General features: G+C 58.7%; 12 protein-coding genes. 3 read left to right on the plus strand and 9 right to left on the minus strand.

Translation table 11 applies throughout. The annotated features are described in order from the left end of the window. Positions 1–4: 4 nt before the first annotated feature. From pstA to C1T17_RS04160, 5 genes are all read right to left on the minus strand, one after another. Positions 5–1207 carry a phosphate ABC transporter permease PstA gene (gene pstA, locus C1T17_RS04140; RefSeq protein ID WP_104954988.1) on the minus strand — a complete coding sequence of 401 codons (1203 nt, stop codon included), beginning with the start codon at positions 1205–1207 and terminating at the stop codon, positions 5–7. A gap of 184 nt (positions 1208–1391) precedes the next feature. Next, on the minus strand, positions 1392–2786 hold the full coding sequence (gene pstC, locus C1T17_RS04145; RefSeq protein ID WP_104952351.1) for a phosphate ABC transporter permease subunit PstC: 1395 nt from the start codon (positions 2784–2786) through the stop codon (positions 1392–1394). Between the two features lie 4 nt (positions 2787–2790). Continuing rightward, on the minus strand, positions 2791–3846 hold the full coding sequence (locus tag C1T17_RS04150) for a substrate-binding domain-containing protein (RefSeq protein ID WP_104952352.1): 1056 nt from the start codon (positions 3844–3846) through the stop codon (positions 2791–2793). 191 nt (positions 3847–4037) lie between these two features. Then, a complete protein-coding gene (locus C1T17_RS04155; RefSeq protein WP_104952353.1) occupies positions 4038–4784 on the minus strand; it encodes a LytR/AlgR family response regulator transcription factor in 747 nt (248 codons plus the stop codon). 24 nt (positions 4785–4808) lie between these two features. Next, complete coding sequence (locus tag C1T17_RS04160) at positions 4809–5921, minus strand: sensor histidine kinase (protein ID WP_104952354.1); 1113 nt, start codon at positions 5919–5921, stop codon at positions 4809–4811. Between the two features lie 138 nt (positions 5922–6059). Here C1T17_RS04160 and C1T17_RS04165 point away from each other — a divergent pair, with 138 nt between their 5' ends. Beyond that, positions 6060–6272: a hypothetical protein gene (locus C1T17_RS04165; RefSeq protein WP_104952355.1), complete on the plus strand. Its 213-nt coding sequence runs from the start codon at positions 6060–6062 to the stop codon at positions 6270–6272. 188 nt (positions 6273–6460) lie between these two features. Beyond that, entirely contained in the window at positions 6461–7012 is a 552-nt protein-coding gene (locus C1T17_RS04170; protein WP_104952356.1) for a hypothetical protein, read from the plus strand. Position 7013: 1 nt separating this feature from the next. On the opposite strand, the gene C1T17_RS04175 is transcribed toward C1T17_RS04170, so the two are convergent. After that, a complete protein-coding gene (locus C1T17_RS04175) occupies positions 7014–7487 on the minus strand; it encodes an Lrp/AsnC family transcriptional regulator (RefSeq protein WP_104952357.1) in 474 nt (157 codons plus the stop codon). Positions 7488–7585: 98 nt separating this feature from the next. Between C1T17_RS04175 and putA the strand changes: the two genes are divergently transcribed. Next, positions 7586–11206, plus strand: a complete 3621-nt coding sequence (putA, locus tag C1T17_RS04180) for a trifunctional transcriptional regulator/proline dehydrogenase/L-glutamate gamma-semialdehyde dehydrogenase (protein WP_104952358.1) — start codon at positions 7586–7588, stop codon at positions 11204–11206. A 134-nt stretch (positions 11207–11340) separates the two neighbouring features. On the opposite strand, the gene C1T17_RS04185 is transcribed toward putA, so the two are convergent. The 3 genes from C1T17_RS04185 to C1T17_RS04195 form a co-directional block, all read right to left on the minus strand. Further along, positions 11341–11958, minus strand: a complete 618-nt coding sequence (locus C1T17_RS04185) for a hypothetical protein (protein WP_104952359.1) — start codon at positions 11956–11958, stop codon at positions 11341–11343. A 70-nt stretch (positions 11959–12028) separates the two neighbouring features. Continuing rightward, positions 12029–13015, minus strand: coding sequence for a sterol desaturase family protein (locus tag C1T17_RS04190; protein WP_104952360.1), 987 nt, complete (start codon positions 13013–13015; stop codon positions 12029–12031). 301 nt (positions 13016–13316) lie between these two features. Then, the gene (locus tag C1T17_RS04195; RefSeq protein ID WP_223262789.1) at positions 13317–14519 is read right to left on the minus strand and encodes a GGDEF domain-containing protein; all 1203 of its coding nucleotides are present in this window, start codon (positions 14517–14519) and stop codon (positions 13317–13319) included. Positions 14520–14641: the final 122 nt, after the last annotated feature.

Below are 14641 nucleotides of genomic sequence, written 5' to 3' on the forward strand. Positions count from 1 at the left end.
CTGTTTACCAGCGCTTTTCGAATTTGTTGCGAAGATAGATGGCGAGGCCGTTCATCGCGAGCAGGAACGCCAGCAGGACGATGATCGCGGCGGAGGTTTTTTCGATGAAGCCCTTGCTGACTTCGTCGGACCACAGGAATATCTGCACGGGCAGCACGGTGGCAGGATCGGTCACGCCGCCCGGAGGCGTCGCGATGAAGGCGCGCATGCCGATCATCAGCAGCGGCGCGGTTTCGCCCAGAGCGCGGGCCATGCCGATGATCGTGCCGGTCAGGATGCCGGGGAGGGCCAATGGCAAAACGTGATGGAACACCACTTGCACCGGCGAAGCGCCGACGCCGAGCGCCGCATCGCGAATGGACGGAGGCACCGCCTTGATCGCATTGCGGCCTGCGATCACGATCACCGGCATCGTCATCAGCGCCAGCGTCATGCCGCCGACCAGCGCCGCCGATCGCGGAAAGTCGAGCAGGTTGAGGAAGATCGCGAGGCCCAGCAGGCCGAATATGATCGAGGGCACGGCGGCAAGGTTGTTGATCGACACTTCGATAATGTCTGTCCACCACGCCTTGGGCGCATATTCCTCAAGGTAAAGCGCCGTCGCGACGCCAACGGGGAAGCTCAACAGCAGCGTCACCAGCATCGTCAGCAACGAACCCTTGAACGCCCCCCAGATGCCGACCTGTGTCGGATCGGTGGCATCGCTGGCGGTTAGGAAGGCGCTGTTGAAGCCGGTCGATACGACCCCTGCCTTTTGCAGGCGGGTATAGGCGGCTTCATCGGCCGCACTCGCATTGCTCTTGGCGGCAAGATCGATGCCGGTGGACCCGGGCAGGGAGAGCGTCACCTTCTGCGTCAGAATTTTCGGGTCGTCGAGGATCGCATCACGGACCGTCAGCCAAGCATTAGGCGACAGCATGGCGTCACCGCCCTCACCCAAAGCAGCATCGGCGGCCTGCGCCGTCACACCCTGAAGGTTCGCGCCCGAAAGCGCCTGTGCATTGACCGTTGCGGGGTCGATCACCAGCGGGGCCGACCGGAAGTCGATGGGCACGGCGACCTCGGTCCGGGTAAAGCCACCCGCACCATCGCCCACCATCTTGAACAGCAGGAACGCGAGGAACCCGGCCGAGAGCAGCACGGCCGCCATGCCCAGATATTTAAAGCGCCGCTCCGACGCGTAGCGCGCGGCGATCCGCTTCTGCATGGCCGCGCCCTTCCAGTCGGTCGGGTTGCGGGTCGGGGAATGACCAGTCACGAACTTTTCTCCCCGTTCGCCCTGAGCTTGTCGAAGGGTTCTGCTGAGCCGCAGGCGAAGCATACTTCACTGCGTTCAGTGTGTGGCTTCGACAAGCTCAGCCCGAACGGTGATGGGTGAGTGGGAAGGGAGATCACTCGTAAGCCTCCCGGTATTTCTTCACGACGCGGAGCGCCACGATGTTAAGTAGCAGCGTCACGATGAACAACACGAGGCCGAGTGCGAACGCGGCCAGCGTCTTGGCGCTGTCGAATTCCTGATCACCGGTCAGCAACTGAACGATCTGCGTCGTTACCGTGGTCACGCTGGAGAAGGGATTGAGCGTCAGGTTGGCGGCAAGGCCAGCGGCCATCACCACGATCATCGTCTCGCCGATCGCGCGACTGACCGCCAACAACACGCCGCCGACGACGCCTGGAAGCGCGGCGGGGATCAATACGCGCTTGATCGTCTCGCTGGTCGTTGCGCCCATGGCGAGCGAACCGTCGCGCATCGCCTGCGGCACGGCGGCGATGCTGTCGTCGGCCATCGAGGAGACGAAGGGAATGATCATCACGCCCATGACAAGGCCTGCTGCCAGCGCACTTTCAGAGGACGCGCCGTGGATCCCGATCGATACCGCGAAGTCGCGCAGGGCCGGGGCGATCGTCAGCGCGGCAAAGTATCCGTAGACCACCGTCGGCACGCCCGCGAGGATTTCGAGGATCGGTTTCATCCACTTGCGTGTCGAGGGCTTCGCATATTGCGTCAGGTAGACTGCGCTCATCAAGCCGAGCGGGATGGCAACGATCATGGCGATGATAGCGCCGATGAAGATCGTGCCCCAAAACAGCGGCACCGCGCCGAATGCACCTGCATTGCCATAGCCCATGGCCGCCGACTGCGGTGACCACTTCGTGCCAAAGAGGAACTCGAACGGATTGACCATCGAGAAGAAGCGCAGCGATTCCCATAGCAGCGATGCAACAATGCCGACCGTAGTGATGATCGCGATCAGCGACGCGCCCAGCAACAGCCCCATCACCAACCGCTCGACTCGCGTCCGCGCCCGGAAATCGGGCCGGATGCGCGTGAAGGCATAGGCACCGCCCGCGAAGGCTAGCACGATCGCCAATATCACGCCGACGGTCCCGTAGCGGCTGGTGGCGGCACGATAGGGCTCGACCAGTGCCTGCGCCGCCGGGTTGAATGCCGCCGCCTGATTGCCGCTCGCGATGTTGCGCGCTTCATTCAGGATGGCGCCGCGCCCGAAGCCGCCCGGCGGCAGACTTTGCGCGGCGGGATCGGCCAATACTGCGTCCGTCACGAGCGACGGCATGACGTTGCTCCACACCGCCAGGAAAATGAGGCCGGGGATCAATGTCCAAAGCGCGACATACCAGCCGTGATAGCTGGGCAGGCTGTGCATCGCGCCGCGTACTGGCCCGGCGTTTGCAGTGGTCTGCAACCGTGTGGCACGGGCACGGGCGCTGATCCAGGCAGCGACGCCCAAACCCAGCAGCAGCAATAAAATGGCGGGACCGGTCACGGGCTTACTTCAGGTCCGCACCGTTCAGCGCGGGCAACGTCTTTACGATTTCCGCATTTGCCGTGCGAACCGCATCAGTCGCCGCGACCATGCCGCGCTTGGCAAGCATGCCACCAGGCGCCCACGAACCGGCAAAGGTGTCCAAATATGCTTTGAGCCCCGGGATCGCCTGAATATGCGCTTTCTTGACATAGATGTAGAGCGGACGCGCGCCGGGATATTTGCCGGTCGCAACATTCTCGTAAGTTGCTTCGACGCCGTTCAATGCGATGTCGTTCAGCGAATCCCTGTTCTCCTCAAGGAAGCTGTAGCCGAAGATTCCAACCGCATTCGGGTTCGCCGCCAGCTTCTGCACGATCAGATTGTCATTCTCACCCGAGTCCACATATTTGCCGTCCTCGCGCACCTTGGTACAGGTCGCCTTGTACTTGTCCTCGTTGCTGTCCTTGAGTGACTTCATCGCGGGATCACTCTGACAACCCTTTTCGAGAATCAGTTCGGCAAGCGAATCGCGCGTGCCGCTGGTCGAAGGCGGACCGAAGACGGAGATCGGAATGGCGGGCAGGCTGTCATCGACATCCTTCCAGGTCTGCGCCTTGTTCGGACCCTTGCCGAACGGATCGGCGGCCAGCGCCTTGTAGACCATTTCGGGCGTCAGCTTCATGCCCGGACCTTTTTTGGATTCGGCGAAGGCAAGGCCGTCGACACCAACCTGAATCTCGATGATTTCCTTGACGCCGTTCTTTGCGCAATCCTCAAACTCGGACTTCTTGATCCGGCGCGACGCATTCTCGATGTCCGGAAACTGCGCGCCGACGCCAGCGCAGAACAGCTTCATGCCGCCGCCGGTGCCGGTCGACTCGATGATCGGGGACTTCATACCAGGATTGGTATTGACGAACTGCTCAGCCACTGCGGTGGCGAAAGGATAAACGGTGGAGGAGCCAACGGCCCTGATCTGATCGCGGCCGGCGCCTTCGCCACCCGCTTTGTCCTGGCACGCCGAAAGGGTAGCCGACAACGCAAACGCCGAAACGGCGAGACGAACGATATGCTTCACTAGGAGCCTCCACTTTGCGATGCCGCGAATCCCCGGCGCGACCTGTCGTGCCAGCGCCCTAGCGGCTCATCATCGCGGCATTGTGACAGTACGGTTTCAGTTTGATGACAACCGCTTCGGAGCGCCACAAAAGTACGTTACGATATCGAAACAAAATGTCGAATTTTCGGATTTTACCGTCAACTTCGCAGTCAGCTTTGGCGTGTGATTGCCTTAGCATTATTTAGATAGGTTCGGCCGATCCTGATATCCTCGCCTCTTGCCAAACATGCAAACCATACACCGCTTCCATCATGTCGAAGTCGCTGGATATGATCGCGCCGGACGATGTGAGAGCGATGCAACCGGATGAATTGCGCCGGGTCCAATCGCTGTTCGAGTGAGCTGATCGTCTGGTGCAGCAGATAGCTGTGATCTCCGACATGCAGCCGCATATAGTCACGTTCCGCTTCGATCCTGTCGATCTGATCGGTGCCGACGCGGATCAATTCCGACCGATGCGGCACCCAGAACTCTTCGGCCCATGCGTCCGCCGTTGCCGAAACCGGGGGTGCCGAATTGCCCTGGACGCGGGCCAGCGCAATCTCGACTCGATCGATAGCGCGGACCAGCCTGTCATGCGCTACGGGCTTCAGCAGATAGTCGATAGCGGCCAGATCAAAAGCCTCGACCGCAAATCCGTCGAACGCCGTCACGAAGATCACGGCCGGACGAATACCAGTTTGCCCGACGGCGCGGGCCACGCCGATCCCGTCGAGCAGGGGCATAGCGATGTCCAGCATCAGCAGGTCGGGTTGTAATCCTTCGACCATGCGCAGCGCCGCCTCACCATCGCTGGCCGTACCGACAAGCGAGATTCGCGGTTCGCGGGCGCACAGCATCTGCAATCGCTCAATCGCCAGCGGCTCGTCATCCACGATCATCGTGCGAATGGCCATGAAACCTCCCATTATGCTTTCGTCCTAGCAGCCGCGCCGCACGATCGGCAGCGTCAGCTCCACCAGATATCCGCCGCCATCCAGTGACCGCGCGTGAATCTTACCCGACGCACCAAACCGCGCGGCCAGCCGATCGCGCACATTGGCAAGTCCGATGCCGCTGCCGCGATCATGATCTTCAGGCAGAACGTCACCGTCATTACGAACGCTGACCATCAGCATATCATCCTCCTCTCGCGCGAAGATCGCAATGGTCACAGGCCTGGGTGTCCGGGCCACGCCATATTTAATCGCATTCTCGACCAGCGGTTGAAGGATCAGGCCGGGGACGCAGCAGTTCATGACGTGCGATGGAATGTCGATCAGCGTTCGCAGGCGCTCGGGAAACCGCACCGCTTCGATATCCAGGTACAGCTTTTGCAGATGCACCTCTTCGGATAGCGGCACATCTTCCAGCGGATCCCCAGTCAGGCTGGCGCGATAGAAATTGGACAAAGACATTATCATCTGTTCCGCCTCATCGCGCCGATCGACCATCACGAGGCTCGACAGGGAGTTCAGCGTGTTGAACAGGAAGTGCGGATTCACTTGATAGCGCAAGGATCGCAGCTCCGCCTGCTGCGCGGCTTTTTCCAGTTGCGCCGCACGGCGCTCCACGCGGCGCACCTCGGCGGCATAGGAGAAAGCCAGATAGAGAGCAGCCCAGGCCGACAGGAAGAAGTAGCGCCCGATCGCGAATTCGGCGATTTCCTTTAGCGCATAACCCTGCTCGGCAACCAGTTTTTCCTTGGGAAGGTCCGGGAAAATGCCTGCCGGGTCATAGAAGTAGAAGACATAGTAATTCGCCACCGCGATCAGCACCGCGCAAGGGATAGCGGCTGTGAAGGCGGCCAGCGTACGGCGGTGAAGGCTCGCCTGATCGAAACGTCTGATAATCAGGTAAAGCCCCCAGGTGACGACAATGCCGATGACCGTCACGATACTTCGGCGGATTGCCATGGGCGCTTGCGCATCGAAACCCATCACGAAGGAGCGAAGCGTCACCAGCGCCATGTAGAACAACCAGAAGCCGAGGATTGAATAGAGGGCGACTATCGGGGGTATGCCCCGTTCTTCTTCATCAAGCTGGAATGTCATTGCGCAACCATAAGGACATCGCCTTAAGTTGTCGCCTTCTCGTCGCTGCGCCTGTCGAAAACCTATGCGGGTTGGTCGATGGCCGCGCGGGAACAGGCAACGCTTCCATCCGTTCTTCTACAGACAAGGAGATGCGATATGCCCGCGAGCACCAACAATCCTGAAGCAGATATCGATGACACCACCGCGCGCGAAAGCGACGAGCAGGATCATGCCCTTACGCATGAAGAAAAGCTCGAACGTGGTCTGGAAGATTCCATGGATGGGTCAGATGCGCCGTCGGTCACCCAGCCGGGTGACCATGGCGAACCAGTGCCGTCATCTGGATACACGGAAGACGAACAAGATTAAGGAAGCCGCTATGCTGCACCGCAACATTATTTTTGTTGCACTGGTCCGGGAAATCTGATCCCTTGCACCTATTCCGGCCACAAATTGGTGGTGGAATATGGTGCAGGTGGAGCGGGCGGTTAATCCTTTGATAAGCATAAGGAGCGCATGATCCATTTGTCTGGGCCATCAGGTTGGAGGCATGAGTAATGGGTATCAGTGCGAAACCCGCTGACGGGCAACTGGCCCTCGCTGAAATGCGGGAGTTTGCAACCTTTCCGTCATCGACACAGCGTTACATTCGCCGCTCGCTGGACATCGGCTTGCACCGTCGCGACGCCTTGGAATTATGGTCGCGCGATTTGGTGGAAGCGGCGAGCATCCGCGCGCAATCGCGCATCTACGACAGGCTCGACACCATCAAATCCATGGTGCCTGACGACAGCGGCCTCGATCAGGTGGAGCCGTTCATGGCGCCGCTGGTGACGGTTTCTGCTTTTGACCTCGGTCAGGATCGTTTGACCAGTTTCTCGGCCTATCGCTTTTTGTACGAGCGCTTGATCGGTGCCGGCGCGCGGCCTTGGTTACCTGGTGCATTCTGTGCGGCAGCGAGCCTCCCGCATCTTCATCCGGAAAAACGCCGCCTGTTGCTTCAGTCGATCAGCGAAGCAGCGGCCACTGCGGCGGGTTGGTCAAACCGCGAACCGAGCTTCTACCCCGAATGGGTTGAAAAGGTGGATACGAGCAAGGCGCCCAACTAACTTATCGCAGTGAACTGTCGCTGACAGTTTCCATGGCGACGAAGGTCGACGTGCTGGCCACATGCGGCAGGCTTGAGATCTTCTCGCCCAGAACGATCCGATAGCGACGGATGTCCGGCGTGCGCACTTTTAGCAGATAGTCGAAGCTGCTGGCGATCATGTGACATTCTTCGACCTCTGCAATGCGCCGCACCGCATTGTTGAACTCTCCTAGCGCCTTTTCACGCGTGTCCGAAAGCTTGACCTCGGTAAAAGCTACGTGATCCAAGCCCAGCTTGCGTGGATCAACGATTGCGCGAAAGCCAGCGATGACACCGGTCTCGATCAGCCGTCTCAAGCGAATCTGGCACGGAGTCTTGGAAAGCCCGACGTGTGTGGCGAGATCCGTGATGGTCATTCGCCCGTCACGGACCAGCGCCTCAATAATTTTTCGATCGAAGTTGTCCAGCTCGACCGATTTTTGAGGTACATCCATGCAACATACCTACGGAACGGATCAAATAAGGGCAAACTGATATCATTTTACCTCGCATATGGGCTGATCGGCTCGGCGACCTAAGTTATTATGCATATATGACAGACCCCACCCCGTTTACTGCGTTTGCCCCTCCAATCCGCTACCAGTCAGCCTTTCGCCAAGCGATCACCACCGCGTATCGTCGGAGCGAGCCGGAGTGTATCAGGCAGTTGCTTCCCCAGGCCACTCTGCTCGATCTGGTCCGTGCTGCCGCCCGTGAAACGGCACATGCGCTAATCACGAGACTGCGATCCAAGCATAAGGGGACGGGCGTTGAAGGTCTGGTGCAGGAGTATGCTCTTTCCAGCCAGGAAGGTGTGGCGCTTATGTGCCTTGCCGAAGCCTTGTTGCGCATTCCAGATGCCGCAACGCGCGATGCTCTGATCCGCGATAAGATCGCACCGGGTGACTGGTCGTCGCATCTTGGCGGTGGCCGTTCGTTGTTCGTCAACGCTGCAACATGGGGCCTGATCGTCACCGGCAAGCTCGTCGATCCAGTAAACGACCGCAGCCTCACCGCTGCGCTCAGCCGCCTTGTGGCCCGCGCAGGCGAACCGGTAATCCGCAAAGGTGTCGACATCGCCATGCGGATGATGGGTGAGCAGTTCGTCACCGGCGAGACGATTGCCGAAGCGCTCAAGCGCGCACGGACCGAAGAGGCGAAGGGCTTTACCTACAGCTTCGACATGCTCGGCGAGGCGGCGGCTACGGCTCACGATGCGGAGGAATATTACCGGTCCTACGAAACGGCGATCCACGCGATAGGGAAGGCTGCAAAAGGTCGTGGTCCCTATGCAGGCAACGGCATTTCGATCAAGCTTTCGGCGTTGCACCCGCGCTATTCCCGCGCGCAGGCGGATCGCGTTATGAGTGAGCTGTTGCCGCGCGTCGCGGCTTTGGCCGCCATCGCCAAGTCATACGATATCGGCTTCAATATCGATGCCGAGGAAGCGGACCGTCTCGAACTATCGCTCGATCTGCTGGAAAGCCTCGCGCTTGATCCAGCGCTCGCCGGTTGGAACGGTCTGGGCTTCGTCGTACAGGCCTATGGCAAGCGCTGCCCGTTCGTCATCGAATGGATCGTCGATCTCGCCCGTCGCGCCAGTCGGCGGATCATGGTCCGGCTGGTCAAAGGGGCCTACTGGGATGCGGAGATTAAGCGCGCGCAAGTCGATGGGCTTCCGGATTTCCCGGTCTATACGCGTAAGATTCATACTGACGTCGCCTACATGGCCTGCGCGGCCAAGCTGCTGGCGGCGAAGGACGTCGTCTTTCCGCAATTCGCCACGCATAACGCCCAATCCCTCGCCAGCATCTATCACATGGCCGGACCCGATTTCGTGCATGGAGATTATGAGTTCCAGTGCCTGCACGGAATGGGCGAACCGCTTTATGAGGAAGTGGTGGGTGCGGCGAAACTCGATCGCCCCTGCCGCATCTATGCGCCGGTGGGCACGCATGAGACTTTGCTCGCTTACCTCGTTCGCCGCCTGCTGGAGAACGGGGCTAATTCCAGCTTCGTCAATCGCATCGCGGACCCGAACGTATTGATCGACGAATTGGTCGCCGATCCGGTGGAGCAGGTCGCCGCAATGTCGCTGCCCGGCGCGAAACACGATCAGATCGCACTGCCTTTGGCGCTTTATCCCGATCGCCATAATTCGGCGGGGATCGACATAAGCGATGAGACGGCCCTTGCAACCTTGAACGAGGCGCTGCTGGCGAGCGCCGCTATTGAATGGGCGGCGACGCCGGACCGAGGGAAGACCATAACACGGCAGGTTCGTAATCCTGCCGATCATCGCGACGTGGTTGGTATGGTTGCCGAGTTGTCGCCAGATGATGCAAAAGCCGCCGTGGTACGTGCTGCAAGTTCAAGCTGGCAGAGCGTGTCCGTCATCGAAAGGGCGGCTACGCTCGATCGGGCCGCGGATGCCATGCAGGCGCGCATGCCGATTCTGCTAGGCCTCATCATGCGAGAATCCGGAAAGTCGCTTGCCAATGCCATAGCGGAAGTGCGCGAGGCGATCGATTTCCTCCGCTACTACGCACAACAGGCCCGCAAGACTTTAGGCTCTGACATCAAGCCGGTCGGTCCTGTCGTATGCATTTCACCCTGGAATTTCCCCTTCGCTATTTTCTCAGGCCAGGTCGCTGCCGCCTTGGTCGCAGGCAATCCGGTGCTCGCCAAGCCTGCTGAGGAAACGCCCCTCATTGCCGCGGAAGCTGTGCGCCTGATGCACGAAGCGGGCGTGCCTGCCGACGCGCTGCAACTCATTCCCGGCGACGGCTTGGTGGGTGCGGCGCTTGTTGAAGCGCAAGAAACTGCGGGTGTCATGTTTACTGGCTCCACGGAAGTTGCCCGCTTGATCCAGAGGCAATTGGCGCAGCGCCTTTCGCCCGAAGGCAAACCCATCCCTTTCATCGCCGAAACCGGCGGGCAGAATGCGATGATCGTCGACAGCTCGGCGCTCCCTGAGCAAGTCGTGGCCGACGTAATCGCGTCCGCCTTTGACAGTGCAGGCCAGCGCTGTTCCGCACTGCGTATCCTCTGCCTGCAGGACGATATCGCCGATCGAACGCTGACAATGTTGACGGGTGCCCTGCAGGAACTGCGTATCGGCCGCACCGACCGGCTTGCGATCGATATCGGGCCGGTCATCACCGCCGAAGCCAAAGCGAATATCGAGGAACATATTCGCGCAATGCGGGCGAAGGGTCATGCCGTAGAGCAGCTCGCGCTCCCAGCGGACGCGGCGCATGGAACGTTCGTGCCGCCCACGATCATTGAATTGGACAGCCTTGCCGATCTTGAACATGAAGTATTCGGACCTGTCCTTCATATCATCCGATACAAACGCGCGGGACTAGACGCGTTGATCGATGCGATCAACGCCACCGGCTATGGCTTGACCTTCGGCTTGCATACGCGGCTAGAGGAGACGATCGCGCATGTCACCGGCCGCATTCGCGCGGGCAATCATTACGTGAACCGCAATATCATTGGCGCAGTGGTTGGCGTGCAGCCGTTCGGTGGACGAGGGCTTTCGGGAACAGGACCGAAGGCCGGTGGGCCGCTCTATCTCGGGCGACTCGTGCGCGAAGCGCCTCAGGCTTTGCCATCAACGTCAGCAGTTCCCGATGCGGCGCTTGCCGACTTCATTACCTGGCTTGTTGCTAAAGGAGAGAACAAGGCTGCGCAACACGCCCGCGACTACGCCAAACGCTCAAGGCTAGGCCTTGAACTGGAACTGCCTGGTCCCGTTGGCGAACGCAATCTCTACGCGCTTCATCCACGAGGCAACATCCTGCTTGAGCCTGCTACAACAGAAGGGCTTTATCAGCAGATCGCGGCCGTTCTTGCGACTGGCAGTTGGGGCAGGGTGGAGGGAATGGCGCTTCCTGCCGATCTCCCTGCCAGCGTAGTGCAACGCCTGTCTTCAGAACCAAGTGATCCCGTAGGGGGGGCGCTGCTGGAGGGCGATCCCAACCAGATCGTTGCCGCTCTTGCCCGCATCGCCAGCCTTCCGGGAGGCGTCCTCCTAACGCAAGCCGCGTCATGTACCGACTGCCGTAACGGCGCAGCTTACCGACTTGACTGGCTTGTCGAGGAAGTGTCAACCTCGATAAACACCACTGCGTCGGGCGGTAACGCAAGCTTGATGACTATTGCGTGATGGCCGTGCCATTCCGCCTGGCATCGGACTTACCCGCCACTCTATTTATTCATTGGCTCCAGCACCGTTTCTGCACTGGTCACGGCACCGCTGATTGAATGACGCTGCTGCCAAAGAACGGAGAGGCGAATAAGCTACGAGCCAAGCAGTTTCTTTTTAAAGAGTGTCTTTACCAGTCGATCTTCAAGGACTCGTCCGACGACGTATAAAAAGGCAAAGATCGCTGCAAAAACATATGCCGGCGTAGGCGAAGGCTTCTTGTCCTCGTCATCCTTGTCCTTTTTTGAACCTTCTTTTTTGGGCTTTTCAGGTGCTGGCGCGCCCAAAGCTTTGTCGATCGGGTTCAACGGCTTAACGGCATCTTCTTTTTTAGATTTCTTCGATGTCTCCGCTGCTTCGGTCGAAGGTTTCTGGAACTTACCCATGGCTATAGTAAACTGAGCAAAAGCCAGAAACATCAACGGCGCAAGAAAGCAGAACAACAATGCCCGGCTAGTCAGTCGGTAACGAAGCACCGTTCCAGCCAAGCCTTTTTCGACCTGCAACACGCCGCCATCGAAGACGGACATCTTATCTTGGGCTGCTTGATCCTTCTTGCGGAAAATCAGCGTATCGTTTGTTCGTTCATGGCTGGTGCCGGTCTCGCGGAACAGCGGGTCGAGCCTGTCGAAAGCTTCATCGCTTGATTGCTCGGGGGCAAGCGGCAAGCTGCCTCTGACATGCCAAATCCAGTCGATGAAACGCAGGTTCACGTGATCTCCTTTTAAGAAAGCTTTTCAAAGTCGGCTTCGGAGCCTGCCGATTAAGATTAAGTGGTCTCCATCATTCGGCAGGCAAAGGCATTGCCTCCGCTCGCCCAAATCGTTCCTTGAGCGACTTCCAACCTTCCGTGAAAGGAAAGGTCATCTGCTCGCGGATCGACATGCGGCGTCCGCCCTCCATGCCCAGCAGCTCCGCCTCACCGTCCACGCATGTGCCGAACAGGCGGTCGATGAAGATATAGGTATTGGAATAATTGCTACGGCTGGCTTCGAAGTCCTGCGAATGGTGCACGCTGTGATGCTCGGTCGTATTGAACACAAAGCGCCACCAGCGCGGCGTGTTGAAGCGGACATTGATGTGCTGATAGGCTCCGACCGCCATCCCGATCGCACCCGCGAGGAGGGCAGCTCTGGGCAGGAAATCGAAAAAACCACCAACACCCAGACCGATTAGGAAAAGTTCGACAGGGTTTCCGACCGCACCCTTATGAACGTTCAACTGCGTGATGTAGTGATGCACCGAATGGGGTAGCCAGAGCGGGTACCAGTTGTGCATCCCGCGATGCATCCAGTACTGCCCGAAATCGAAGATGAACGATATCAGAAATGCCTGCACCAGCAGAGGCAAACCCGTGAACCAACTGAGTTTGTCCCAATCGAAGGAATGCTGGACTGCCTCGATTATCACTCCATCGCCAATGTAACTGTCCACCATGCGGAGCAGCGTGTAGCCGAGTCCGACATAGAACAGGTCGGTAGTCAGTTCCTTCCAAGTCAGGTGCCAGCTCTCGTGCCGTGGCGTCAGCCATTCAAGAACCATCAACAGGATTTTAAAGCCGATGCCGATGCCGATTGCAGTCGATGCCTTCGCAATAGAGTTGGGCGCGTAGTACCAGAACAGGATCAGCGCGAACAGCACCGTAGGCTGGAACACGGTGAAGACGAACTGCTTGAAGGGCCCGCCCTCCACCTTGGGAATGTTCTCCCAGCCGACAGTAACTGGCGCCTGCGCGCCGATCACTCTTTTACCTACGCGAACTCCGCCCATTTAGCTGCCCCCCGCAAAGCTTGGTCGCCTATGCCAGTAGTACTAATTGACTCAAACGTAATACTAATGCGTCTCCCTGTCCATACGTAGAGTGACGTTTGCACTACCTGTGGGCAAAAGGCCGGAGGACTGTCTCTTACGAGGTTGCATTCTCTTTTACGATCGACCGTATTCGGGAGCTCCGGCCAATGTTGGTGCGGGCCGGGTGCGGCATCATAGTTCCTTACATATCTTCCCTGCGCTCGCGCGGCCAAGCCGGTTCGAGCCTCATCGGGAAATTGAGTATGATCATTGATGAAGGTTACATGCCCGCAGCCCCTGATCGCCCGGGGCTATCCATCGGCGGAGCCGCTGCAGCCAGTGCCCCATACCGCCGGCCTACACCTTTCCCGGCGCCTTTCGCTGCATATAAGGCTTCATCCGCCCTTAGTCGCAGCTGAAGCGTACTTGCTGCATCTTCAGGCAGACATGCAAAGCCAATACTGGCGCCCACACGCGCAACAGTCCCACCACCGAGATCGTAAGCGTAGCGCGAAATTGCGCTGATAAGACGGTCTGCTAGCGGCCCAATCCGATGAGGCTCCATATCGCGTACGACGACCATAAACTCATCACCGCCCATCCGTCCAAGTAGATCCTCACTTCGAATCTGCTCCCTCAGCCGTTCAGCCACCTTGACCAAGAGCAAATCCCCGGCTCCGTGACCATGTTGGTCGTTCACTTGCTTGAAGCCATCAAGGTCTATGCAGATCAAGGCCATTTGCCGATCCCGATGCGGCAAAATCTGACTCAGTGCTTCATCCATGCCCTGCCGGTTAAGAATGCCTGTAAGGGAATCATGTTGAGCAAGATGAAGCACTTTCGCGTGCGCAGCCAGAGTGGACAACATAGACTTATGGAACGTGGCAATGATCTGCATCGCTCCCAAAAGAAAGGGTGGGGTCATCGGTAAGATTATCGCGAGCCAAGCCTCACCCGAAGCCAACGCTCCTGCAACGAACGGAAGGTCGCATAACAACACAAGCAGAAACGCAAAGCGCGGTGCGGCGTAGTTACGCGCACAAAGGGGGCCGATGAGTGCCATTACGAGAGTGGCCGACAACACGCATAGCACGAGATCGCCCGACCTCATTATAGCGAAGGCTAAAGATCCTTGCAGGGTGCACCAGACTGTTGAGAGTATCACCGACGTGTCGATAGTCGGGTCGCAGCCAGGCTCATGTCGCAATTGCCTCGCACGCCGCTGCCAATCGACGAAGCGCGCCGTCATCAGCGCTAGTTCGAGTCCAACGAAGAACCCAAATGTTGCGTTGCCACTACGGAAAAGCGCCACGCCAGCAACAGCAAGGGCACAGAGCGATCCCATGAGTGCAGCAGCAGGAGACCCCAGAAGTTGCCCTAGCAAAAAGGCGCGCCCGGCAGGAGTAACATCTTTGAAAGGCTGAAAGAACCACTGACAAAGCGAAGTGGCCCGTCCCAACCTCGCACGAGAATAGGTATTCACTTCGCCGCTCCTGACTCCACCAAATCATCTTTGCACGAACATGATTATGAAATGGTTGCGAGGGGCACCGGAGTGCAGTGCCGCGTCTCTGCCAGGCCACGACGTTGCGCATGCTTATACGA

Source organism: Sphingobium sp. SCG-1 (genome assembly GCF_002953135.1).
GTDB lineage: Bacteria > Pseudomonadota > Alphaproteobacteria > Sphingomonadales > Sphingomonadaceae > Sphingobium.